The organism is Microbacterium sp. p3-SID336 (assembly GCF_025143365.1).
Classification (GTDB): Bacteria; Actinomycetota; Actinomycetes; order Actinomycetales; family Microbacteriaceae; genus Microbacterium.
Window position 1 is genome coordinate 1 of the sequence record NZ_JALXPE010000060.1, and the last position, 23873, is coordinate 23873.

Here is a 23873-nt window from a genome sequence, read left to right on the forward strand (position 1 = left end):
CTCGGGTGGAAGCGGTCGAGGCTGAACATCTCCTCCGGCTCGTCGAAGAACAGAGGCCCGACCGCACGACGGAGGTCGATCGGCTCCGCGCCGTCCGCGATCGCCACCGCGGTCTGCGCGTCGGCGAGCCGTCGCGACAGGCTCGATGCGATCCGCCGCAGCGGCTGCGGCACCGCGCGCAGCGCCCCCAGGTCGGGACATGTCCCCACGACGACCTCGGCCCCCCGCGCTCGCAGCCGCTGGATCGCGTCGCCCAGGCACTGCGCCGACACCGCGGTCGGGAGGCGGTGGGTCACATCGTTGCCGCCCACCACGACGACCGCCACGTGCGGACGGTAGCCCGGGGGCAGGCCGTCGAGCTGCCGGGCGAGGTCGGGCGATTCCGCGCCCACGACGGCCGCCGTGCGCAGTCGCACCGGCCGCTGCAGGTCACGGGCGGCGGTCTTCGCGAGTCTCGCGCCGAGCGTCTCCTTGCGGCGGCCGGCACCGAGGCCCGCTGCCACGGAATCCCCGAGCAGCAGCAGGTCGAGCGGCTCTCCGTCGAGGCCGGGGCGCCACACCCTGTCCGCATCGATCGACACCTCGCCGAGCGGCTTGCCGATCCGCCGTCGCGCCACCGCGGCCTGCCGGTCCAACAGCTGCCGGACGCACAGCCCGAGCAGCGCCCCCGTGAAGAGCAGGACGACGAAAGGCCGGACGCGACGCACCCCTCGATTCGAGCGCAGGGATGTGAACCCCCGGTGAACGCAGGGCTCGGGCGTGCTCAGGCCAGCGTCTTGACCTCGAGCTCCTCCGCGCCGGCGCGCACGCTGGCGAAGTGCGTGTAGCCGTCGGCGGCCGACCGCTCCAGCAGCGCCTTGAGGTTCTTCGTCCGCTGCTCCAGCCGCACCCTGGCGTTCTTCGCGACCAGCGCGGACTTGTGCGCCACGAGCTCGGCGAGCGGCACGTCCGCATCGTGGATCAGCACGATCGCCTGCGCCGAGGTCGCCGGATCCGCCGAGACCAGGTCGACCAGACGCTCGAAGCCGAGCGAGAACCCGACGGCGGGCACGTCCTGGGTGAGGAAGCGCCCGATCATCCCGTCGTAGCGACCGCCCCCGCCCAGCGAGTAGCCCACCGCAGGGTGCGCGAGCTCGAAGATCGTGCCGGTGTAGTAGCCCATGCCGCGCACGAGGAAGGGGTCGAACACGAGGGGGACCTCGTCGCCCGCGCGTCCGGCCGCGACCGCATCGCCCACGCCGACCAGGTGCGCCACGAGCTCGTCCGGTGCCCCGTCCGGCAGCGCCTTGCGGATCTGCCGCTCTCCGAACGGGTGGTGCTCCAGGGTCTGCGGGCGCACCAGGAACGCCGCGAACGCCTCGACCGCGGTCGCCGTGGCGCCTCGCTCGCGCAGCTCCGCGGCCACGCCTTCGGGACCGATCTTGTCGAGCTTGTCGATCGTGATCAGGACCTGCGCGCGCTCCTCGTCCCGGAAGCCGAAGTGTCCGAGCATCCACTCCAGGATGCGCCGGTCGTTCACGCGCACCGAAGCCCCCTCCAGGCCCAGGGCGTCGACGGCGTCGAGGGAGGCCGCCAGCAGCTCCGCCTCGGCTCGCGGCGACGCGTCCCCGATGATGTCGATGTCGCACTGCACGAACTGGCGGTAACGCCCCTTCTGCGGGCGCTCGGCGCGCCAGACGGGGCCGATCTGGATCGCGCGGAACACCCCGGGGAGCTGCCCGCGGTTGCTCGCGTAGAACCGTGCGAGCGGAACCGTGAGGTCGTAGCGCAGCCCGAGATCGGACAGCGCAGCGGGGTCGTCCGCCGCCGCCCTGATGCCATCGGCGTCCAGACCACGACGGAGGATACTGAACGACAGCTTCTCGTTGTCGCCGCCCATGCCCGCATGCAGCCGGTCGTACTCCTCGACCACCGGGGTCTCGATCTCGTCGAAGCCGTGCGCACGATAGCGGTCGCGGATGACGGAGAGCACCCGCTCACGGCGGGCCTTGTCTGCGGGGAGGAAGTCGCGCATGCCGCGCGGCGGGTTCACGGTAGCCACGGCTCCATCTTCCCAGGTCGACGGCGGTGCCCGCGCGCTTCCCCCGTCGGCGGCGGTGCCCGGGCGCTTCCCCGATCGACGGCGGTGGCCGCGCGATCAGTCCGCCTCGGCGGCGCGCACCTCGTCCTCGAGCACGCGCACGCGTTCACGCAGCGCGCGCTCCGCGTCCCACCCGTTCGTGCGGGCCAGCGCGACCAGGGCCAGCAGGGCGTCGCCGAGCTCGGCCTCGGTACCGGGCGCCGCAGAGCCGGACGCCGCAGTCGGGGGTGCCGCAGTGGCGGGTGCCGCGGAGCCGGGTGGCGCAGTGGCGGGTGCCGCGCTGCTCTGCGGGCGGCCGTCGCCCGAGGCGACCACACCGGCCCCCGCCGCGCGACCGACGAGCTTCTGCGCCAGCGCGAGTGCCGGCATACCGCGCGGCACGCCGTCGAGCACGCTGCGGCGGGTGCGCTTCTCCGCGGCCTTCGCGGCGTTCCAGTGCACCAGCACCTCCTCCGGCGTGGCCGCGGTCTCGCCGCCGAAGACGTGCGGGTGGCGGCGCACCATCTTCTCGGTGAGGGTGCGCGCGACATCGTCGATGTCGAAAGGGTCGTCCTCGTCCTGCGCCGCGATCGCCGCATGGAACAGCACCTGCCAGAGCAGGTCCCCCAGCTCCTCCCTCAGGTCGGCGCGCGTGCCGGACTCGACGGCGTCGATCACCTCGTGCGACTCCTCGATCAGGTACGGCACCAGGTCGCGGTGGGTGATCCGCTGTGACCACACGCAGCGCTCGCGCACCGCCCGCATGGTCTTGGCGGCCGCCCGCAGCGGATCGGCGGCACCGTCAGCCTGCGTCCCGGCGGCACCGTCGGCCTGCGTCTCGGCGGCACCGTCAGCCTGCGGATCGGCGGCCGCGCGCAGCGCCTCGGCGGCCGCTCGCAGGGGATCGGCGGCGCTGTCGGGCTGCGGACGACGGCTCATGCTTCCTCCAGGGTGGTGGCGCGCGGCGGCGGGCTAGGCGACGACCGGTGCGCTCCGGCGATACCAGCGGGCGCGCAGCGACACGACGACGGCGGAGAGGGCGAGGGCGAGCAGGGATCCGACCAGCACGCCGAGGATCGCCTGGTCGCGGATGCTCGCGTCGGCGGCGAACGCGAGGTTCGCCAGCAGCAGCGAGACGGTGAAGCCGATGCCGCCCAGCGCGCCGGCAGCGACGATGTCGGCGAACGGCAGCGCCGGCTCCGCACCCTTCGGGCGGATGCGCATGGCGAGCCAGCCGAACAGCGAGATGCCGACGATCTTGCCCACCGGCAGCGCCACCACGATGGCCCAGAACGCCGGGGACAGCGCGGTCGGTGCGACCGCCGGGATCACCACGAACGCCGCCACGAACGCGAAGAGCGGCAGGATCGCGCCGTTCACGGTCGGCTCCAGCGCGTGCCGGGTCCGACCGGCCGGCACCGGCGCCATGACCAGGCCGAGCATCACGCCGGCGATGGTGGCGTGGATGCCGGAGGACGCGACGAGGCCCCAGGTCACGATTCCGACGACCGCCATCGCGATCGCGACGAGCGTGTGTCCCGTCGCGTGCAGCACCCGGCTCAACAGCCAGAACACCGCGACGCCGACCAGCGCGAGCGCGAAGAGCCCCCACTGGACGTCGTGCGCGAAGAGGACGGCGATGAAGATGATGCCGATGATGTCGTCGAGGATCGCCAGCGCCAGCAGGAACACGCGCACCCGCGAGGGCAGCCCGCGGCCGAACATCGCGAGGACTCCGAGCGCGAAGGCGATGTCGGTGGCGGTCGGGATGGGCCAGCCCGAGGCCGTCTCCGGCCCACCGGCGATCAGCAGGTAGACCGCGATCGGCACGAGCACACCGCCCGCGGCCGCGATGGCGGGCTGCACGGCTTTGCGCGCCGAGTCGAGCTCGCCGTGGGTCAGCTCGTGCCGCAGCTCGATCGCGACGACGAGGAAGAACACCGCCAGCAGCCCGTCGGACACCCAGTGCGCGATCGACAGGTCCAGGGCCGTGCCGGGCACCGCGAGGTGCGCGTCGAGCACCGCGGCGATGGGGTCGTGCGTCGGCAGGTTCGCGAGGAGGAGACCGAGCCCGGCCGCCAGGAGCAGGAGCACGGCCGGGAACTGCTGACCGCGAAGGGGGTTCGCTGTGATGCGCATCCCCTCCATCGTAGAGCGCGGCCAGGGGCCGTCGTCATGCGTGCAGGACACCCCGATGCACCCGGCTACTCTCGGAGGGTGACCCCCGAACACACTCCCTTCTCCGAGCCGACGACCACCGAGGCCATCCGCGTGATCGGCCGTTTCGAGGCCGGTCGCGGCATCCCGGATGCCATGCGCTCCGACGTACGGATGCTCGGCCAGCTGCTCGGCCAGGTGCTCCGCGAGGCCGGCGGCGACGACCTGTTCGCCGACGTCGAGCGCCTGCGGCTGGCGACGATCCAGGCGTACGAGGACGAGACCTCGGACGCCTTCGAACGCGCAGCGGCCATCGCCGAGTCGTTCTCGATCGCCAGGGCCGACGAGGTCGCCCGTGCGTTCACCTGCTACTTCCATCTGGTGAACCTGGCCGAGGAGCACCAGCGTGTGCGCGTGCTCCGCGAGCGGGCGGGTCAGCCGGGGCGGGAGGACGCCGCAGACACCGTGGCCACCGCCTACGCCCGCCTGCGCACCGAGATCGGCGACGAGGAGGCCCGCCGCCGCCTGAGCGGCCTGCGCTTCCACCCCGTGTTCACCGCGCACCCGACCGAGGCGCGGCGCCGGGCCGTGTCGTCGAGCATCCGCCGGCTGTCCGAGCTGCTCACCCAGCACGACGCGGCGAGCGCCGGCGGTGCGGAGGAGCACCGTGCCCGCCGTCGCATGCTGGAGGAGATCGACACGCTGTGGCGGACCGCTCCGCTGCGGTCGCAGAAGCCCTCCCCCACGGACGAGGTGCGCACCGTGATGGGCGTGTTCGACGAGACGCTGTTCACCACGGTGCCGCACGTGTACCGGCGCATCGACGACGCGCTGCGCGGCGAGGAGTCCGGGGCCAGCGCGCCGGTCGTGCCCGCGTTCGTGCGCATCGGCTCCTGGGTCGGGGGCGACCGCGACGGCAACCCGTTCGTCACCGCCGCGGTGACCAGGGAGGCCTCGCAGATCGCGGCCGACCACGTGCTGCGGGGTTTGGAACGCGCTCTCGACCGCATCGGACGCACCCTGACCCTCGCCGCAGACGACACACCGCCGAGTGCGGAGGTGACGGCGCTGTGGGAGCGGTTCGCCGCCGCGGAGCCGGAGGTCGCGGCCGAGCTCGCGGCGCGCTCCCCGGAGGAGCCGCACCGCCGCGTCCTGCTGGTGCTCGCGCGGCGGGTCGCCGCGACGCGGCACGGCGATGCCGAGCACGCCTACTCCCGCCCGGAGGAGCTGCTGGCCGACCTGCGCGCCGTGCAGGCCTCGCTCGCGGCCGCGGGGGCGCATCGGCACGCCTTCGGCGGGGTGCAGCACCTGATCTGGCAGGTGGAGACCTACGGCTTCCACCTGACGGAGCTCGAGGTGCGCCAGCACTCGCAGGTGCACGCGAAGGCGCTCGCGGAACTCGAGGCCGGTGGAACGGTCAGCGCCCAGACCGAGGAGGTGCTGGAGGTCTTCCGCGCGATCGCCGACATCCAGCGCGACCGCGGCCTGCGTGCGGCCGGGCGCTACGTCGTGTCGTTCACGCAGGCGGCATCCGACCTCGCGGCCGTACACCGGCTCGCCCGCTACGCGCTGGGCGACGACGCCCCCGTCCTCGACGTGGTCCCGCTGTTCGAGACCTTCGCCGACCTCCAGGCCGCCCCCAGCATCCTCGCCGAGGCGGTGACCTTCCCCGAGTTCCGCGCGCGCATGGCCGCGACCGGAAACCGGCTGGAGGTCATGCTCGGCTACTCGGACTCGTCTAAGGACGTGGGTCCGGTCGCCGCGAACCTCGCTCTGTACGCGGCGCAGGAGAAGATCGCGCGCTGGGCCGTCGAGTCCGGCATCGAGCTGACCCTGTTCCACGGTCGCGGCGGCGCCCTGGGTCGCGGCGGCGGTCCCGCCAACTCCGCGATCCTCGCGCAGCCGCCGCATTCGGTGGACGGGCGCTTCAAGCTCACCGAGCAGGGCGAGGTGATCTTCGCGCGCTACGGCGAGCCCGCGATCGCCATGCGGCACATCGATCAGGTCGCCGCCGCCACCCTGCTGGCCTCCTCGCCGACGGTCGAGGAGCGCACCAGCCGCGCAGCCGCGCGCTATGCCGACATCGCGGCGACCATGGACGCCGCCTCCCGCGAGCGCTTCTTCTCGCTCGTGAAGGCGGAGGGATTCGCGCCGTGGTTCGCGACGGTCACCCCGATGGAGGAGATCGGTCTGCTCGCCCTGGGCTCCCGGCCCGCGCGGCGTGGACTCTCGGTGGAGTCGCTGGAGGATCTGCGCGCGATCCCGTGGGTGTTCGCGTGGACGCAGGCGCGCATCAATCTCGCAGGGTGGTTCGGCCTCGGCACCGCTCTGGAGGCCGTCGGGGACGCGGAGCTGCTCGCCGAGGCGTACCGGGAGTGGCCGCTGCTGAGGACCATGGTCGACAACGTCGCGATGAGCCTCGCGAAGACGGATGAGCGCATCGCACGTCAGTACCTCGCACTGGGCGACCGGGACGACCTCGCCGCCCTGGTGCTGGACGAGCTGGCGCTCACACGGCGGTGGGTCATCCGTCTCACCGGCGGCGAAGGCCTGCTGGAGAACAAGCCGGTGCTGCAGCGCGCCGTGCAGCTGCGCAGCCCCTACGTGGACGCCCTGTCGCTGCTGCAGCTACGGGCGCTGCGGGCCCTCCGCTCTACCGCCGATCAGCCGGCGGGCTCCGGCGCGGATGCCGAACAGCAGCGGCTGCTGCTCCTCTCCGTCAGCGGTGTGGCCGCCGGCCTCCAGAACACCGGCTGATCGGCATACCGCGCCATCCCGTGCGCGGAGGCCGTCTCCGCCGACGCTAGAGTGAGAACTCCGCCGAATCCGGCGCCGCTTTCACGCGACACGATCGCCTGCACCCCATCCCCCACCAGAAAGCCATCCCGCGTGACCGTCACGACCCCTGCCGACTTCCATCCGCTCGCCGCCTCCGTGCAGCCCGTGTTCGACACGGTTCTCGCACGCAGCCCCCACGAGCCGGAGTTCCACCAGGCCGTTCACGAAGTGCTGCACTCGATCGCCCCGGTGCTCGAACAGCACCCCGAGTACGTCGACGGCGGCATCCTGGAGCGCCTGGTCGAGCCCGAACGGCAGATCATGTTCCGGGTCCCGTGGGTGGACGACAGCGGGAAGCTGCAGGTCAACCGCGGCTACCGCATCCAGTTCTCCTCGGTGCTCGGCCCGTACAAGGGCGGTCTCCGGTTCCACCCCTCCGTGAACCTGTCGATCATCAAGTTCCTCGGCTTCGAGCAGATCTTCAAGAACGCGCTCACCGGCCAGGGCATCGGCGGCGGCAAGGGCGGCTCCGACTTCGACCCGCACGGCCGGTCCGACGCCGAGGTCATGCGCTTCTGCCAGTCGTTCATGAACGAGCTGTACCGCCACCTCGGCGAGCACACCGACGTCCCCGCCGGCGACATCGGCGTGGGCGGGCGCGAGATCGGCTACCTGTTCGGTCAGTACCGCAAGGTCACCAACCGCCACGAGTCCGGCATGTTCACCGGCAAGGGCACCGGCTGGGGCGGCGCCGAGGTGCGCACGGAGGCCACCGGCTACGGCGCGGTCTTCTTCGCGCAGGAGATGCTCGCCGTGCACGGCGACTCCCTCGCCGGCAAGCGCGTCGGCATCTCCGGCTCCGGCAACGTGGCGATCTACGCGATCCAGAAAGCCACGCAGCTCGGCGCCACCGCGGTGACCGCCTCCGACTCCTCCGGCTACGTCGTCGACGACGCCGGCATCGACCTCGACCTGCTCCGCCAGCTCAAGGAGGTCGAGCGCGCGCGCATCGTCGAGTACGCGAAGCGCCGTCCGAGCGCCCGCTTCGTCGAAGGCGGCAGCGTGTGGGAGGTCCCGGTCGACATCGCCGTGCCGTCCGCCACCCAGAACGAGGTGAGCCTGGCCGACGCCGAGGCCCTGATCGCGGGCGGCGTGCGGGCGGTCTCGGAGGGCGCCAACATGCCGTGCGTGCCCGAGGCCGTCGAGGCCTTCCAGAAGGCAGGCGTGCTGTTCGCGCCCGGCAAGGCCGCGAACGCGGGCGGCGTGGCGACTTCGGCGCTGGAGATGAGCCAGAACGCGTCGCGGCAGCGGTGGACATTCGCCGACAGCGAGAACAAGCTTCGTGAGATCATGGCGGACATCCACGGTGCTGCGTTCGACGCCGCGGAGCGACACGGGGTTCCCGGCGACTACGTCGCCGGAGCCAACATCGCAGGATTCGAACGGGTCGCCGCTGCCATGCTGGCGCAGGGCGTCATCTGACCTCGAGCTGGCGAAGTCGGGCATCGGCGGGGTGCCCGACTTCGTCTTGTGCGGACGCCGAGCGGGTCTAGCGGGCTACGCCGTGATCTCGCGGTCGTCCGCATGGCGGGCCAGCGAGCTGCCGTAGCGCTCGGTGAGCTGCACCATCAGGTCGGGAGTGTCCCGGTCGACGCCGAACACATGACCGGGGAAGTCCAGCTCGGGCTGTGCGGCCGCGATCTCCTCCGCGCGATCCGGCGACAGCAGCTGCACCGGGTCTCCCACCGCGACCCAGCCGATCGGCACGACCGTCCCCTCCGGAAGCACGGCGCGGCGATGCACGATCGCGTTGACGCGGACCTCGCAGCGGCTGCCCACCAGGGCGCCGTTGAAGATGCGCGCGCCCGAGGCGAAGAAGACCTCCTCGCCCACCGTCGCCCCCGCGATGCTCGCGAGCGTGCCGATCAGGGTGTGCGCGCCGATGTGTACGGCGTTGGCTGCCGTCGCCCTGATCAGGGCGTTCTCCATCACGATCACGTGCTCCCCGAGCGTGATCGGTCCACCCTCCGCCGTGATGACGGCGCCGTGCAGCACCTGGCAGCCGGGCCCCGCCTCCACGTCGCCGGAGATCACGGCGGTGGGGGCGACGACGGCGGTGTCATGGATGCGGGGTCGAGCCCCGAGGTGCTCGTACAACATGCGGCCAGACTAGTCCCGAGCCCGCCTGAGGCGCGCTACTCCGCCTTCACGGGCTCCGGGAAGATGGCGGTGAACAGCTGACCGACCCACTCCAGCAGCTGTGCGTCGGGAAGCGGCTCGACGCCCACCCCGACGGCGGCGGCCACGGTCGGCATGGGCACCACGAGGGCCTCGCCTCCCGCCACGAGCTTCGCCTTCGGGTAGAGGCGCTGCAGCCGCACCTTGATCGAGTCCTCCAGCCGGGCCGGGGCGATGCGGAGATTCGACCCCATCGCGACCACGTCGGTGAGTCCGGCCCTCGCCGCCCGGCGACGCAGCCGCGCGATCGCGATGAGGCCGGCGACCTCCTCGGGCGGGGCGCCGTAGCGGTCCACCAGCTCCTCGAGCACGAGATCGATCGCGTTGTCCTTCGCGGTCGCCGCCGACGCGGCCGACAGCTTCTGGTACGCCTCCAGGCGCAGGCGTTCGCTGTCGATGTAGTCCTCGGGGATCCGCGCATCGAGCGGCAGTTCGAGCCGCAGCTCCTGGCCGGTCTCGACCTCTTCGCCGCGGAAGGTCGCCACGGCCTCGCCGATCATGCGCAGGTACAGGTCGAAGCCGACGCCGGCGATGTGCCCTGCCTGCTCCGCACCGAGGAGGTTGCCGGCACCGCGCAGCTCCAGGTCCTTGAGGGCGACCTGCATGCCCGAGCCGAGGTCGTTGTTCACGGCGATGGTCTGCAGGCGGTCGGCGGCCGTCTCCGACAGCGGCTTCATGTCGTCGTAGAGGAAGTACGCGTAGGCCCGCTCGCGACCACGGCCGACGCGGCCGCGCAGCTGGTGCAGTTGGCTGAGCCCGTACTTGTCGGCCCGATCGATGATGATCGTGTTCGCGTTGGAGATGTCCAGGCCGGTCTCGATGATCGTGGTCGACACGAGCACATCGAACTTGCGCTCCCAGAAGTCGTCGACCACCTGCTCCAGCGCGTGCTCGCCCATCTGCCCGTGCGCGACGGCGATGCGCGCCTCCGGCACGAGCTCGGCGAGCTGTGCCGCCACGCGCTGGATCGACTGCACCCGGTTGTGCACGAAGAACACCTGTCCCTCGCGGAGGATCTCCCGACGGATGGCTGCGGCGATCTGCTTGTCGCTTCGCGGGCCGACGAAGGAGAGGATGGGGTGCCTGTCCTCCGGCGGCGTGGCCAGTGTCGACATCTCGCGGATGCCGGTGACCGCCATCTCCAGGGTGCGCGGGATCGGGGTGGCGCTCATCGCGAGGATGTCGACGTTGGTCTTCATCTTCTTCAGCGCGTCCTTGTGCTCGACGCCGAACCGCTGCTCCTCGTCGATGATCATGAGCCCGAGGTCCTTGAACAGCACCTGGTCGGTGAGGATGCGGTGCGTGCCGATGACCATGTCGACCGTGCCGTCGAGGAGCCCCTGCAGCGTGAGCCGCGCCTCCTTGTCGGTCTGGAAGCGCGACAGCGGCCGCACCTTGACGGGGAAGCCGGCGAAGCGCTCCGTGAACGTCTCCAGGTGCTGCTTCACCAGGAGGGTCGTCGGCACCAGCATCGCCACCTGCTTGCCGTCCTGAATCGCCTTGAACGCGGCACGGACGGCCACCTCGGTCTTGCCGAAGCCGACGTCGCCCGACAGCAGACGGTCCATCGGGATCGGCCGCTCCATGTCGGCCTTGATCTCATCGATGGTCTGCAGCTGGTCGTGCGTCTCGGCGAACGGGAACGCCTCCTCCAGCTCGCGCTGCCACGGGGTGTCCGGTCCGAACGCGTGACCCTTCGCGCTCATGCGCGCGGAGTAGAGCTTCACGAGCTCCACCGCGATGTCGCGCACGGCCTTGCGCGCCTTGCCCTTCGCCTGCGCCCAGTCGCTGCCGCCCATCTTGGACAGCGTCGGGGCCTCCCCTCCCACGTACTTCGAGAGCAGGTCGAGCTGATCGGTGGGCACGTACAGCTTGTCGCCGGGATACCCGCGCTTCGACGGCGCGTACTCGAGCACCAGGTAGTCCCGCACGGACTTCGCGGCGTTGCGACCGCCGGTCGACACCTCGCGCTGCGTCATCTCCACGAACCGGCCGATGCCATGAGTGGCGTGCACGACGAAGTCGCCCTGCTTGAGCTGGAGCGGGTCCACGACGTTCTTCCGCCGCGACGCGAGCTTCTTGACCACGCGCTGGTCGCCGCCGATGGTGCGGCCGTAGAACTCGTTGTCCGTGAGGACGGCGAGCTTCGCCTCCGGCACCTGGAAGCCCGCCTCGACCGAGCCGGTGACGAGCGTGGCCACGCCGGGGTCGGGGGCGTCGGGGAGCGCCTCGACCACACGGGCCGCGATGCCCCGATCGGAGAGCACGTCCCTGGCGCGGTCGACCAGGCCGTGACCGGTCGCGATCACGACCACGCGCCACCCGTCGGCGACCTTCGCATCCACGAACGCGATCGCGCCGTCGACGTTGCCGTGGAACGACGGGATCACCGCGGACGCCTCGACGGTCTCGGCATCCGCATCGCCGATGCCGAACGGGCTCAACCGCCACCACACGCCGCCGCGGTCGCGCACGACCTCACGCAGCTGGGCGATCGTGAGGAAGTCCCCCGCGCCCAGATCGATCGGGGCGGAGGCGCCCGAAGTGGCGGCGCTCCACGCGGCGTCGAGGAACTCGCGGTTCGTCTCGCCCAGGGTGATGGCCCTGGCGGTCGACCGCTCCGGATCGATGACGGCGGTCGCGCTGCCCTCCGGCAGGTACTCGGCGAGGGACTTCAGCGGACCGGCCACGGCGGGCAGCAGCGACTCCATACCCTCGACCGGGATGCCCTCGGCCATCTTCTCGAGCATGCCGCCGATGGCGGGGAAGCCGCCGATGAGGGCCCTGGCCCGCTCGCGCACCTCCGTCGTCAGCAGCAGCTCCCGGCTCGGCGGCAGGTCGACGCTCTGCACCTCACCGGGGAGCGAACGCTGGTCGGCCACCGAGAACGCGCGGATCTGGTCGACCTCGTCGCCGAAGAACTCCACCCGGTACGGGTGCTCGGACGTGGGCGGGAACACGTCGAGGATGCCGCCGCGCACCGCGAACTCGCCGCGCCGCGACACCATGTCGACGCGCGAGTACGCGCGCTCCACCAGCTGCGCCGCCACCTGCTCGAGCTCGGTGCCGCGACCGCCGACCGCCAGGGCGAGCGGCTGGATGTCTCCGAGGTTGCCCGCGATCGGCTGCAGGGCGGCGCGCACCGACGCGACCACGACGAGCGGGTGCTCGCCGGACCACTCGGTGATGCGGCGGAGGGTCTGCAGCCGCTGGCCGACCGTGTCGGGGCTCGGGCTCAGCCGCTCGTGGGGCAGCGTCTCCCACGCGGGAAAGGTCAGGACCTCGGCATCGGGCACGTAGGCGCTCATCGCCTGGGCGACGGTCTCGGCACGACGTCCGGTCGGCACGACGGCCAGCAGCGCGGCCGGGTGCCCCGCGGCCGCGCGCTTGCCGAGCAGACCGGCGAGCAGGGGCGCGTCGAGTCCGTCGACCACTCCGAGGTCGGCGTCGGTGTGCGCCCACGCGAGGGCGTCACGGTACAGAGTCGCCTCTTCCAAGGCGCGCAGAATCCCCGGCACAGTCACCGGACAAGCCTAATCGCGCCCACGGACACTGCGTCCGTCCGCTCCCCGCGGCACGCGGCGCCGACCTGCTCCGCGCGACACCGCCCTGGCGCCCGCGACACGCGCTGCGGCCGGAGGCGCCGTCGGCCACCGCGTCGCCGCCGACCGGGTGACAGGGTCGGAGGCCGGTGACAGGATGGCTGCATGCCTGAGATGCCGGAGGTCGAAGGACTCGTCGCGTTCCTCGAGGGTCGCGCCGTCGGACGCACGATCACGCGGGCGAGCGTCGCGGCCATCGCCGCCCTGAAGACGTACGACCCGCCGATCAGCGCGCTGCAGGGCGCCGTGATCACGGGAGCCGCGCGACAGGGGAAGTTCGTGGTGGTCTCCTGCGGGACGGAGCTGCACCTGGTGTTCCACCTCGCGAAGGCCGGCTGGCTGCGGTGGTACGAGACGCTGCCGACCACGCTGATCAAGCCGGGAAAGACCCCCATCGCGCTGCGCATCGCCCTCGACGACGGCAGCGGCTTCGACCTGACGGAGGCCGGTACGAAGAAGTCCCTCGCGGTGTACGTCGTGCGGGATCCGCAGGAGGTGCCCGGCATCGCCCGCCTCGGCCCCGACCCGCTCGACCCCGCCTTCACGCGGGAGGCCTTCGCCGGCCTGCTCGTGGATCGGCGGATGCAGATCAAGGGCCTGCTGCGCGACCAGGGGGTGATCGCGGGGATCGGCAACGCCTACTCCGACGAGATCCTGCACGCCGCCCGCATGTCGCCGTACGCGATCGCCGCGACGCTCGACGAAGCCGAGGTCGACCGCCTGTTCGCCGCCATGCAGGAGACACTGCGCGAGGCGGTCGCCGCGGCCTCGGGCAAGCCGCCCGCCGACTTGAAGGACGCCAAGCGCCGCGGCATGCAGGTGCACGCCCGCCGCGGGGAGGCCTGTCCGGTGTGCGGCGACACCGTGCGCAGCGTGTTCTTCGCCGACCGGTCGCTGGAGTACTGCCCGACCTGTCAGACCGGGGGCAAGGTGCTGGCCGACCGCCGCCTCTCCCGGCTGCTCAAGTGACGGCCGATGCGCGCTGCCGATCCATGCCGCGGAATGAAACGGCCGCAGACGCGTTGAGTACACTCAGAGCAGCAACGTGCTCCGGGGTCGGTGGGAATCCGAACCGGCGGTGACAGTCCGCGAGCGTTCCGAGTGATCGGGATGCCGATCCGGTGGAATTCCGGGACCGACGGTGATGCGAGGGTGACCTCGCTAGTCCGGAAGGGAGGCAGCACGAGGCGCACGCGCGTGCGTCCGTTCCGCCACCCTGCCAGCACCCCGTGGCCGCAGAGAGGACGACGGATGGCAGTGACCGCGACAGAGCGCGACGCGATGAGACGCGCGCTCGAGCTCGCCGCCCGTGGCCCCCGCGGAGTGAACCCGCAGGTGGGCGCCGTGCTGCTCTCGCCCGACGGCGCCGTGCTCGCCGAGGGGTGGCACCGGGGCTCCGGCACGCCGCACGCCGAGGTCGACGCGCTGTCGAAGCTCCCCGCCGGCGCCGCTGCGGGTGCCACCGCCGTCGTGACCCTGGAACCCTGCAACCACACGGGGCGGACCGGTCCGTGCGCCCTCGCGCTGATCGAGGCCGGTGTCGCCCGGGTCGTCTACGCGCTCGACGACCCCGGAGCGGTATCGGGAGGCGGGGCGCAGCGTCTGCGCGACGCGGGCGTGGAGGTCGAGTCCGGGGAGGGGGCGGCGGAGGCTCACCGGCTGATCCGCTCCTGGCTGACCGCGCAGCGACTGGGGCGCCCGCACATCACCGTGAAGTGGGCGCAGAGCCTGGACGGACGCGCCGCCGCGGACGACGGCTCCAGCCAGTGGATCACGGGGCCGACCGCCCGGGCCGACGTGCACCGTCGTCGCGCCGAGGCCGACGCGATCGCCGTGGGCACCGGGACCGTGCTCGCCGACGACCCCGCGCTGACAGCGCGCGACGGTGACACCCTCTTTCCGCTTCAGCCGGTCCCCGTCGTGATCGGCTCCCGCGAGACGCCGGCCGATGCGGCCGTGCACCGGCACCCGCACGCTCCCCTGTTCTACGACACCCACGACCTGGCTGCTGTCGTCGCCGACCTGCACACCCGGGGCCTGCAGACCCTGTTCGTGGAAGGCGGGCCGACGCTCGCCAGCGCCTTCCTCGCCGCGGGACTCGCCGATCGGGTGCTCGCTTACATCGCCCCGGTGCTGCTGGGCGGGCAGCGCCTGGCGCTCACCGACATCGGCGTCGACTCGATCGACGACGCCGTGCGGCTGACGGTCGACGAGTGGGTGCCGCTGCCGCCCGACCTGCTGGCGATCGCGCACCGCGCCGACCCGCACGACCTGGAGAAGAAGGGAACCCGCTGATGTTCACCGGGATCATCGAGGAGATCGGCGAGATCGTCGCCGTCACGGAGTCGGGAGACGGCCGACGGCTGACGGTGCGCGCGCCCCGCGCCGCCTCGGACGCCGTGCACGGGGAGTCCATCGCGGTCTCCGGCGTGTGCCTCACGGTCGTCGGATCGACCGCCGACACCTTCGACGCCGACGTGATGAAGCAGACCCTCGACGTCGCCGCCATCGGCACGGCGGGCGTCGGCACCCGCGTCAACATCGAGAAGGCCATGCCCGTGGGCGCCCGGCTCGGCGGACACATCGTGCAGGGTCACGTCGACGGGACAGGAGAGGTGATCGAGGTGCGCCCCGGCGCCGAGTGGAGCGTGCTGCGCCTCAGCCTCCCCGACGACCTCGCCCCGCTCGTGGTCGACAAGGGCTCCATCGCGGTCGACGGCACCTCGCTGACCGTCAGCGCCGTGAGCGCCCCGGCGGAGTCCCCCGCCTGGTTCGAGGTCTCGCTGATCCCGGAGACCCTCGCGGCGACGACACTCGGCACGCACGCCGTGGGTGACCGTGTGAACCTCGAGACCGACATCCTCGCGCGACACGTCGAGCGTCTGCTCGCGTTCCGCACCGCATCGGAAGGGGGCTCGCGATGAGCCTGTCGACCATCCCCGAGGCCATCGAGGCGCTGCGCGCCGGGCGGCCCGTGCTCGTCGCGGACGACGAGAACCGCGAGAACGAGGGCGACGTCGTCCTCTCCGCCGAGCTCGCCACGCCGGAATGGGTCGCGTGGACCGTGCGCTGGTCGTCCGGCTTCCTGTGCGCGCCGATGCCCGCCGACCTCGCCGACAGCCTGAACCTGCCGCCCATGGTCGCCGCCAGCGAGGACGCCCGCTCCACCGCCTACACGGTGAGCGTCGATGCCGCCGAGGGCGTGACGACGGGCATCAGCGCCAGCGACCGCGCCCGCACGCTCAACGTGCTGGCCGACCCCGCCTCCACCGCGACCAGCATCATCCGCCCCGGCCACGTGCTGCCGCTGCGCGCCGTGGACGGCGGCGTGCGCGAGCGGAGCGGACACACCGAGGCGGCGGTCGAGCTCATGACGCTCGCAGGCCTGCGTCCCGTGGGCGCGATCGCCGAGGTCGTGGCCGAGGACGGCAGCATGATGCGCCTCCCCGGTCTGATCGAGCTGGGCGCGCGCGACGGCGTCCCCGTCATCACGATCGAGCAGCTCATCGCCCACCTCAACGAGATCGACCCGGCCGGTGCGACGCCGGCCGCACACCGTGGGCGTCGCGTGAGCCTGCGCGCCGATGCGACGGTGCCCACCGAGCACGGGTCCTTCCGCTTCCTCGCCTACAAGGACCGCGTGACCGGGACGGACCACATCGCGGTCGTCTCGGGCGAGCCCGGTGAGACGGCACTCGTGCGCGTGCACTCGGAGTGCCTCACGGGCGAGGCGTTCGGCTCGCTGAAGTGCGAGTGCGGTCCGCAGCTGGATGCCGCCCTGGACGCGATCGAGCAGGACGGCGGCATCGTCATCTACATGCGCGGCCACGAGGGGCGCGGCATCGGCCTCATCAACAAGCTCCGCGCGTACAGCCTGCAGGAGGAGGGGCTGGACACGGTCGACGCGAACCTCGCCCTCGGCCTGCCGGCGGATGCGCGCGACTACGCCGCCGCGGCAGGCATCCTGGCGGACCTCGGGGTGTCGAAGGTGCGACTGCTGACCAACAACACCGACAAGGTGACCCAGCTGCGCGAACTCGGACTCGACGTCGTGGAGCAGGTGCCGTTGATCGTCGGCGTCGGCCCGAACAACCATCAGTATCTGGAGACCAAGCGTGACCGCATGGGTCACATCATCGGCGAGGCGGAACTCGCCGAGGCCCTCGCGGCCGGGAAGGACGACGAATGAGCGGCGCAGGAGCCCCCGAGAAGGGCGGCATCGACGGACGGGGCCTCGACGTGGTCGTGGTCGCCGGAACCTGGCACGAGACGATCTCGAACGGCCTCATCGCCGGCGCACAGCGGGTGCTGGATGAGGCTCAGGCCACCCACCGCCTGGTCCGTGTGCCTGGCTCGTTCGAGCTGGCCGTGGCCGCGCAGGCGGCCTTCGCGGGAGGCGCCGACGCCGTGGTGGCGCTCGGCGTGATCATCCGCGGCGGCACTCCGCACTTCGAGTACGTGTCGGCGGCGGCCACGGACGGCCTCACCCGCGTGTCGCTCGACGCCGGGAAGCCGGTCGGCTTCGGGCTGCTCACGCTCGACGACGAGAAGCAGGGGCTCGACCGTGCGGGGCTTCCCGGGTCGCAGGAGGACAAGGGCGCGGAGGCGGCGGACGCGGCACTGCGCACGGCCCTCGTGATCCGGGAGCTGCGCGGCTGAAGTCAGGCACGCCTTCCTAGCGGCGCGGTACCCCCCTCTCCTATGGTGAGGGCATGGAGACCCTGCGCCACATCGTGCTGTTCGTCCACCTCATCGGCTTCGCGGTGCTGTTCGGCGCCTGGGCCGCGCAGGCTTTCGGCGGTCAGCGGGTCTTCACCCGGCTCATGACCATCGGCATGACGATCGCCGCCGTCGCTGGTCTGGCGCTCGCCGCGCCGTGGGGTCTGCCGGAGGGCGTGGAGATGAACTACGCCAAGATCGGCACGAAGCTCGTGATCCTGCTGGCGATCGGCGCTCTGCTCGGCATCGGCGGTGCGCGACAGAAGCGCAACCAGCCGATCCCGCCCGCCGTGTTCTGGCTCGTCGGCATCCTCACGGCGCTCAACGCCGCCATCGCCGCCATCTGGCGCTGACCTCACCGCAGAGCGACGGATCAGCTGCGCTTCCACCGCTGTCCGCTCCCGCAGGTCGCGCTCCCGAAGGCGACAAACACAGCCGGCCCGGCTCCGTGGCGCTCGGCGGCGCCGCGGTGCCGGCGGGATTGAGGGATCAGCTGCGCTCCCAGATGGCGGCTGACTGCGCGCCGACGCCGGGCGCATGGATGAGCTGTCCGTTGCGGCCGCCGCGCGCAAAGGTGGCCACGACCGCGGGCGGCACCTCGGCCGGATCCACGGGACGGTCGAGCCACGCACAGTCCCGTACATGCACGAGGTCGGCAGCCGCCGCCGCGGGCGCGTCGTCGTACCGCCACGGCCCCGTCAGCCGCCCGAGCCACAGCAACCCGTCGGCATCGCGCGTCCACACGAACGCGCCGTCGGGCAGCGCGGCGAACCGCTCAAGCCGCCGGGCCGTGCGCTCCCCGTGGCGCGCATCGACCGCGGCGAGCGCGGCGGCCAGGTCGCGCGGGGTCTCCTCCACCCGACCGCCCATGCCGCACACGCCGTTCGCGAGCGCCCGCTCCACGGCGAGCCCGCGCGGCATGCTGTCGTCGCGCGAGCGCATCGGCGCCCGGTAGACCGGCGTGGTGTCGGGGTCGCGCGGCACCCTCACGGCACCGGCACCAGGGTCGCCGCGATGTGCTCCCCGTCGATCACGACCTGCATCAGGGTGCACACGGGCTGACGCCGCCGGTCCGTGGGCGACCCGGGGTTGAGCAGCCGGAGGCCGCGCGGCGTCACCGTGTCCCACGGAATGTGCGAGTGGCCGAACACGAGCAGGTCGTCGTCCGGGAAGGCCGCGTCCATGCGCTTCTCCCGCCCGGTCGCGGCGCCGGTCTCGTGCACGACGGCCACCCGGACGCCCTCCGCCGTGAAGCGGGCGACCTCGGGCAGCACCGCCCGGATCTCCTGGCCGTCGTTGTTGCCGTACACCCCGTGCAGCAGCCGCGCGCGTGACCGCAGGAGCTCGACCGTGGCGAGATCCACCCAATCCCCGGCGTGCACGACCACATCGGCCTCGTCGACGGCGCGGAGCACCGCATCGGGCAGGCGCCGCGCGCGACGGGGCACATGGGTGTCGGCGAGCAGCAGCAGTCGTGTCGTCATCGTCCGCTCTCCCCGCCTCGTTCCTCCCGACTCTACGCGGCGGTGGCCCGCACGACGCGCGGAGGGGCCGTCATCGCGTACAGCGAACTCCCAGGAAGGCGTAGACTCGCCCGGGTCCCGGTATACCAGGGACGGATCGGAGACCCCTTGAGCACCGCCCCCGCCCCCGCCCCCGCGAACCCTCGCTCGCGCGTCATCACCGCGAGCCTCGTGGGTACGACCATCGAGTTCTACGACTTCTACGTCTATGCGACGGCGGCCGTGCTCGTGTTCCCCACGCTGTTCTTCCCCAGCACCAACGACACCGCGTCGCTGCTGTCGTCGTTCGCCGTGTTCGGCGCGGCGATGGTCGCCCGCCCCATCGGCGCCGTCGTGTTCGGCCACTTCGGCGACAAGTTCGGACGCAAGGCCACCCTCGTCGCCTCGCTGCTCACGATGGGCATCGCGACCTTCGTGATCGGCCTGCTGCCGACCTTCCAGCAGATCGGCTGGGTGGCCCCGCTGCTGCTGCTGATCCTCCGACTCGCGCAGGGCTTCGCGCTGGGCGGCGAATGGTCCGGCGCGGCCCTGGTCGCCACCGAGAACGCGCCGAAGGGCAAGCGCGCCTGGTACGGCTCCTTCCCGCAGCTGGGTGCGCCGCTGGGCTTCATCATCGCGAACGGCATCTTCCTCGCGATCAACTTCGCCCTCCCCCACCCCGAGGACCCGGCGCTGAAGTCGGAGGCGTTCCTCTCCTGGGGCTGGCGCGTGCCGTTCCTGTTCTCAGCCGTCATGGTGATCATCGGTCTGTGGGTGCGACTGCGCCTGGTCGAGTCCGACACGTTCAAGAAGGCCGAGCAGAAGGGCGCGATCCGCAAGCTGCCCCTGGCCACGGTGTTCCGCCACCACTGGAAGCAGCTGATCCTCGGCACGTTCATCATGCTGGCGACGTACGTGCTGTTCTACCTGATGACGAACTTCACCCTCACGTACGGGACGAAGGCCGCCGACCTGGAGACCGCGTCGGCCGCGGCACGGGCGGCCGCGGAGGCGACCGGGAAGGACTTCGACCCCAGCGCCTTCGCCGCACAGTTCTACCCGGGGCTCGGCTTCGGCTACACCGACTTCGTGCTCATGCAGATCATCGGCGTCGTGTTCTTCGGCATCTTCACGCTGCTGTCCGGCCCGATCGCCGACGCCATCGGCCGCCGCAAGCTGCTGCTGTGGGTCACGGGACTCATCGTGCTGTTCGGGCTGTCGTTCAACCTGTTCCTGCTCCCGCAGGCGGACCCCAAGTTCACCGGGGCGCTGACGCAGGCGTTCCTGGTGTTCGGCTTCATGCTGATGGGCACCACGTTCGGACCGATGGGCGCCCTGCTGCCGGAGCTGTTCCCGACCAACGTGCGCTACTCCGGGTCGGCCATCGCCTACAACGTGTCGTCGATCCTCGGTGCGGCCGTGGCTCCGTTCATCGCGGTCGCTCTGTGGGCGGCGGTGGGCGGCGAGCCGTGGCTCGTGGGCGTCTACCTGTCGTCCATGGCGGTGCTGACGTTCGTGGCGCTCATCTTCACGCCGGAGACGAAGGACCACGACTACGAGGACGACCTCGGTCTCGCCGCCGCCGTCGAGCTCTAGGGCACGGACTCCAGAACGGCTGCACTCCGCATGGGGTGCAGCCGTTCTCGCATATCCGGCCTCGCCTGCTCAGAGGACCACGACGTCGCAGTAGCGCATCGCGGTCTTCGCCAGGCGTCGATCGAGCGTGAGCAACGGCACGCCGAGTGCCTCCGCGAGCGCGACGTATCCCGCGTCGTACGCGGAGACGTCGTCACGGAGGGTCCAGATGCGCGGGATGAGTCGACGCAGCGGATGCCGCGTGATCTGCATCGACAGGAACGCATCCAGTGCCTCACGGGCGACATGCGCCGGAACCCTGTGGGCCAGCGCGAGCCGCCGCAGCACCGAGACCACCTCGATGTCGAGCCCCGCGTGAGCGTGGAGCGGCCCCGCGTGCGTCCACGGCGACGACGAGAGAAGCGCGTCGACCGCGGCGGAGGCATCGAGGACGGCGGGCCCCGTCGTCGTCACGTACCGACCTGGGCCTCGTGCTCCGAGCGCTCCTCATCACGCGCGGACAGGATCCCCTCCCGCGTGAGCGCCACGCCCGCGGCGCCCGCCCTGGCCTTCGAGGCGGCGATGACCTCGGCGTTGCTGCGGTAGCGCACGAGCTCTTCGAGCTCGCGGGCGACATAGTCGGAGAGCGACATGCGCTCCTGCGCGGCGCGCTCTTTCAGACGGGCGTGGACCTCGTCGGGAAGGTTCCTCACTTGCAGCATGCGACCCATGGTTCCAGCATCACATGTGCTGCGCATGCGCGAAAGGCGAACCTGTGGAAAACGCGGCGTCAACATCTATTGACTCCGGTGTCCACGTCAATGATCATTGACGAAGGAGGTTCCCATGACGCTGAAGACCGCGATCGACCAGGCCGAGGGCGGCGAACCGCTCGCCGAACTGCATCGGCTCGCCGCCCTGCGGACCGAGCTCGCCCGGGCCGAGGAGGCTCAGGTGCGTCGCGCCCGGAACGACGGCTACTCGTGGCAGGCGATCGCGAGCGCGCTCGGCGTGACCAAGCAGGCCGCGCACCGACGGTTCGGTCGCGCCACCTGAGCCGTACAGCCCCCGCATAGGAAACCACTGGCCGGCGAGTACGGTCGAAGTACCCTTCCCCAGATCGAGGTCCCGCATGTCCACCACGGCGACAGCACGCCGGCGCGGTCGGGGCGCCACGCCCGACGGCCCCCGCGCCACCTTCCGCCAGCTCCTCCCCTTCCTCTTCGAGCACAAGCGCACGCTGATCGTCGTGGCCGTGCTGAGCGTCATCGGCGCCGCGACCTCGCTCGTGCAGCCGCTGCTGGTGGGGCAGGTCATCGAAGCCGTGCAGACGGACGGCACGATCGGGGTGCTCGTCTGGCTCCTCGTCGGCTTCGTGATCGTGTCGTCGATCATCTCCGGCTTCCAGCACTACCTGCTGCAGCGGACCGGCACGGCCGTCGTCTACTCCAGCCGCCGGAAGCTGATCGCCCGGATCCTGCACCTGCCGACCGCCGAATTCGACGCGCGCCGGACCGGAGACCTCGTCTCGCGGGTCGGCACCGACACCACCCTCCTATACGCCGTGCTCACCCAGGGCCTCGCGGATGCGGTGGGCAACGCCGTGCTCTTCCTCGGGGCGCTGATCGCCATGCTCGTGATCGACCCGATCCTGCTGCTGCTGATCGTCGTCGTGATCGGGGTCTCGGTCGCCGTCGTGGTGGCCCTCAGCGGCCGCATCCGCACGGCCTCCACGGCCCAGCAGGAGAAGGTCGGCGAGCTCGCCTCCGGCGTGGAGCGCGCCGTGGGCTCGATCCGCACCATCCGCGCCTCCGGCGCCGCCGAGCGCGAGACCGCCGCGGTGACCGAGATGGCGTCGCAGGCCTACGGCATCGGCGTGCGCATCGCGAAGATCTCCTCCCTCGTCGTGCCGGTCGCCGGCATCGCCCTGCAGCTCTCGCTGCTCGTGGTCCTGGGCGTCGGCGGCTTCCGCGTCGCGGCGGGCGCGATCTCCATCGCCGACCTCATCGCGTTCGTCATGTTCCTCTTCCTGCTCGTGATGCCGCTCGCCTCCACCTTCGGCGCCATCACCTCGGTCAACCAGGCGCTCGGCGCCCTCGGCCGCATCCAGGAGGTGCTCGACCTGCCCACCGAGACGCAGGACGACGCCGCCACCGCGGCCGCGCTCCCCCGCGAGACCGATGACCCCGCGGCCCCCGCGATCGAGTTCCGCGACGTGCGGTTCCGCTACCCCGAGAACGTCGTCGCCGCCCGCCGGGCCGCCGCGAAGGAGGCGCAGACGCTGCTCGCCGACGCGCATCTGGAGGCCGCGGAGGCGGAGGCCCCCGATCCGCAGGACCACGAGGTGCTGCGCGGCGTCTCGTTCGCCGTGCCGCGGGGCGCTCGTGTCGCCCTCGTGGGGCCGAGTGGTGCGGGCAAGAGCACGATCCTCTCCCTCATCGAGCGCTTCTACGACCCGACGGGCGGCTCGATCCGCCTCCGCGGCCACGACGTCCGCACGTACCCCCGCGAGGAGCTGCGCAGCCACTTCGGCTACGTCGAGCAGGATGCGCCGACGCTCGCCGGCACGCTCGCGGAGAACCTGCGCCTCGCCTCGCCGGATGCCTCCGATGCCGATTGCGAGCGGGTGCTCCGGGCGGTGAACCTCGGCGACGTGCTGGAGCGCAGCCCACTCGGCGTGGATGCCCCGGTCGGCGAGGACGGCGTCATGCTCTCCGGAGGCGAGCGCCAGCGGCTCGCGATCGCCCGCGCCCTGCTGACCGATGCGCCGATCCTGCTGCTGGACGAGTCGACGTCCTCGCTCGACGGTGTGAACGAGCAGCGCATGCGCGAGGCGATCGACGCGGTCGCGACCGACCGCACGCTCGTGGTGATCGCCCACCGGCTCTCCACCGTGGTCGACAGCGACCTGATCGTGGTGCTGCAGGACGGCGTCGTCGTCGGTCAGGGTACGCACGCGGAGCTCGTCGAGTCGACGCCGCTCTACCGCGACCTCGCCCGCCACCAGCTGCTCGCCTGACGCCGCAGCCGAGGTCCCGGCTCTCCGCCGCCACCGCGTCTTCCTCCCATCGGCGGAGCGGGTCCGGACGCGAGACCGAGATGGGCGCGTCGGCAGACACCACGAAGGCGGGGCGTCTGAGACCACTCAGCCATGGGTTCGTCTCGGATGCCCCGCCTTCGCGGGTCTGGTCTCGGCCCGGAGGCCGAAGGTGCCGGCTCCCCCGAACCGGCACCGGTCTGTGG

Annotated in this window: 21 protein-coding genes; 11 read left to right on the forward strand and 10 right to left on the reverse strand. The window is 71.8% G+C overall.

All coding sequences use genetic code 11. From position 1 onward, the window contains the following. The 4 genes from M3C17_RS15480 to M3C17_RS15495 all read right to left on the reverse strand — a co-directional run. Positions 1 to 707, reverse strand: a 707-nt coding sequence (locus M3C17_RS15480) for an SGNH/GDSL hydrolase family protein (protein WP_259978810.1), incomplete at its 3' end; no start/stop codon positions are given. Positions 708 to 763: 56 nt separating this feature from the next. Beyond that, positions 764 to 2014: a histidine--tRNA ligase gene (gene hisS, locus M3C17_RS15485; protein WP_259978829.1), complete on the reverse strand. Its 1251-nt coding sequence runs from the start codon at positions 2012 to 2014 to the stop codon at positions 764 to 766. Positions 2015 to 2137: 123 nt separating this feature from the next. Next, entirely contained in the window at positions 2138 to 2824 is a 687-nt protein-coding gene (locus tag M3C17_RS15490) for a MazG nucleotide pyrophosphohydrolase domain-containing protein (RefSeq protein WP_259978830.1), read from the reverse strand. Positions 2825 to 3031: 207 nt separating this feature from the next. Next, a complete protein-coding gene (locus tag M3C17_RS15495) occupies positions 3032 to 4198 on the reverse strand; it encodes a Na+/H+ antiporter NhaA (RefSeq protein WP_259978811.1) in 1167 nt (388 codons plus the stop codon). A gap of 78 nt (positions 4199 to 4276) precedes the next feature. Between M3C17_RS15495 and M3C17_RS15500 the strand changes: the two genes are divergently transcribed. Continuing rightward, positions 4277 to 6973, forward strand: a complete 2697-nt coding sequence (locus tag M3C17_RS15500; RefSeq protein ID WP_259978812.1) for a phosphoenolpyruvate carboxylase — start codon at positions 4277 to 4279, stop codon at positions 6971 to 6973. Between the two features lie 132 nt (positions 6974 to 7105). Continuing rightward, the gene (gene gdhA, locus M3C17_RS15505) at positions 7106 to 8476 is read left to right on the forward strand and encodes an NADP-specific glutamate dehydrogenase (protein ID WP_259978813.1); all 1371 of its coding nucleotides are present in this window, start codon (positions 7106 to 7108) and stop codon (positions 8474 to 8476) included. Between the two features lie 75 nt (positions 8477 to 8551). Here gdhA and M3C17_RS15510 read toward each other — a convergent pair whose 3' ends face one another. Beyond that, positions 8552 to 9154: a gamma carbonic anhydrase family protein gene (locus M3C17_RS15510; protein ID WP_259978814.1), complete on the reverse strand. Its 603-nt coding sequence runs from the start codon at positions 9152 to 9154 to the stop codon at positions 8552 to 8554. A gap of 35 nt (positions 9155 to 9189) precedes the next feature. After that, complete coding sequence (gene mfd, locus M3C17_RS15515) at positions 9190 to 12756, reverse strand: transcription-repair coupling factor (protein ID WP_259978815.1); 3567 nt, start codon at positions 12754 to 12756, stop codon at positions 9190 to 9192. Between the two features lie 183 nt (positions 12757 to 12939). Here mfd and M3C17_RS15520 point away from each other — a divergent pair, with 183 nt between their 5' ends. From M3C17_RS15520 to M3C17_RS15545, 6 genes are all read left to right on the forward strand, one after another. Next, on the forward strand, positions 12940 to 13803 hold the full coding sequence (locus tag M3C17_RS15520) for an Fpg/Nei family DNA glycosylase (RefSeq protein WP_259978816.1): 864 nt from the start codon (positions 12940 to 12942) through the stop codon (positions 13801 to 13803). A 282-nt stretch (positions 13804 to 14085) separates the two neighbouring features. Further along, on the forward strand, positions 14086 to 15129 hold the full coding sequence (ribD, locus tag M3C17_RS15525) for a bifunctional diaminohydroxyphosphoribosylaminopyrimidine deaminase/5-amino-6-(5-phosphoribosylamino)uracil reductase RibD (protein WP_259978817.1): 1044 nt from the start codon (positions 14086 to 14088) through the stop codon (positions 15127 to 15129). Next, entirely contained in the window at positions 15129 to 15758 is a 630-nt protein-coding gene (locus M3C17_RS15530; RefSeq protein ID WP_259978818.1) for a riboflavin synthase, read from the forward strand. Before ribD ends, M3C17_RS15530 begins: the two co-directional genes overlap by 1 nt. Continuing rightward, a complete protein-coding gene (gene ribA, locus M3C17_RS15535) occupies positions 15755 to 17023 on the forward strand; it encodes a GTP cyclohydrolase II (protein ID WP_259978819.1) in 1269 nt (422 codons plus the stop codon). The genes M3C17_RS15530 and ribA overlap by 4 nt, the downstream gene beginning before the upstream one ends. After that, positions 17020 to 17493, forward strand: coding sequence for a 6,7-dimethyl-8-ribityllumazine synthase (gene ribH, locus M3C17_RS15540; RefSeq protein ID WP_259978820.1), 474 nt, complete (start codon positions 17020 to 17022; stop codon positions 17491 to 17493). Before ribA ends, ribH begins: the two co-directional genes overlap by 4 nt. A gap of 53 nt (positions 17494 to 17546) precedes the next feature. Next, positions 17547 to 17906, forward strand: a complete 360-nt coding sequence (locus M3C17_RS15545) for a Fe-S protein (RefSeq protein ID WP_259978821.1) — start codon at positions 17547 to 17549, stop codon at positions 17904 to 17906. A gap of 136 nt (positions 17907 to 18042) precedes the next feature. Here the strand turns inward: M3C17_RS15545 and M3C17_RS15550 are convergent, their stop codons facing one another. Continuing rightward, positions 18043 to 18543, reverse strand: a complete 501-nt coding sequence (locus tag M3C17_RS15550) for a GAF domain-containing protein (protein WP_259978822.1) — start codon at positions 18541 to 18543, stop codon at positions 18043 to 18045. Next, positions 18540 to 19037, reverse strand: a complete 498-nt coding sequence (locus M3C17_RS15555) for a metallophosphoesterase (protein WP_259978823.1) — start codon at positions 19035 to 19037, stop codon at positions 18540 to 18542. Before M3C17_RS15555 ends, M3C17_RS15550 begins: the two co-directional genes overlap by 4 nt. 147 nt (positions 19038 to 19184) lie before the next feature. Here M3C17_RS15555 and M3C17_RS15560 point away from each other — a divergent pair, with 147 nt between their 5' ends. After that, positions 19185 to 20651 carry an MFS transporter gene (locus M3C17_RS15560; protein WP_259978824.1) on the forward strand — a complete coding sequence of 489 codons (1467 nt, stop codon included), beginning with the start codon at positions 19185 to 19187 and terminating at the stop codon, positions 20649 to 20651. A 69-nt stretch (positions 20652 to 20720) separates the two neighbouring features. On the opposite strand, the gene M3C17_RS15565 is transcribed toward M3C17_RS15560, so the two are convergent. Together M3C17_RS15565 and M3C17_RS15570 are read right to left on the reverse strand one after the other, a co-directional pair. After that, on the reverse strand, positions 20721 to 21104 hold the full coding sequence (locus M3C17_RS15565; protein ID WP_259978825.1) for a type II toxin-antitoxin system VapC family toxin: 384 nt from the start codon (positions 21102 to 21104) through the stop codon (positions 20721 to 20723). Beyond that, the gene (locus M3C17_RS15570; protein ID WP_259978826.1) at positions 21101 to 21352 is read right to left on the reverse strand and encodes a FitA-like ribbon-helix-helix domain-containing protein; all 252 of its coding nucleotides are present in this window, start codon (positions 21350 to 21352) and stop codon (positions 21101 to 21103) included. The genes M3C17_RS15565 and M3C17_RS15570 overlap by 4 nt, the downstream gene beginning before the upstream one ends. Before the next feature lie 124 nt (positions 21353 to 21476). Between M3C17_RS15570 and M3C17_RS15575 the strand changes: the two genes are divergently transcribed. Both M3C17_RS15575 and M3C17_RS15580 read left to right on the forward strand, forming a co-directional pair. Further along, positions 21477 to 21686 carry an AsnC family protein gene (locus M3C17_RS15575; protein ID WP_259978827.1) on the forward strand — a complete coding sequence of 70 codons (210 nt, stop codon included), beginning with the start codon at positions 21477 to 21479 and terminating at the stop codon, positions 21684 to 21686. A gap of 76 nt (positions 21687 to 21762) precedes the next feature. After that, entirely contained in the window at positions 21763 to 23649 is a 1887-nt protein-coding gene (locus M3C17_RS15580) for an ABC transporter ATP-binding protein (protein WP_259978828.1), read from the forward strand. Positions 23650 to 23873 lie beyond the last annotated feature (224 nt).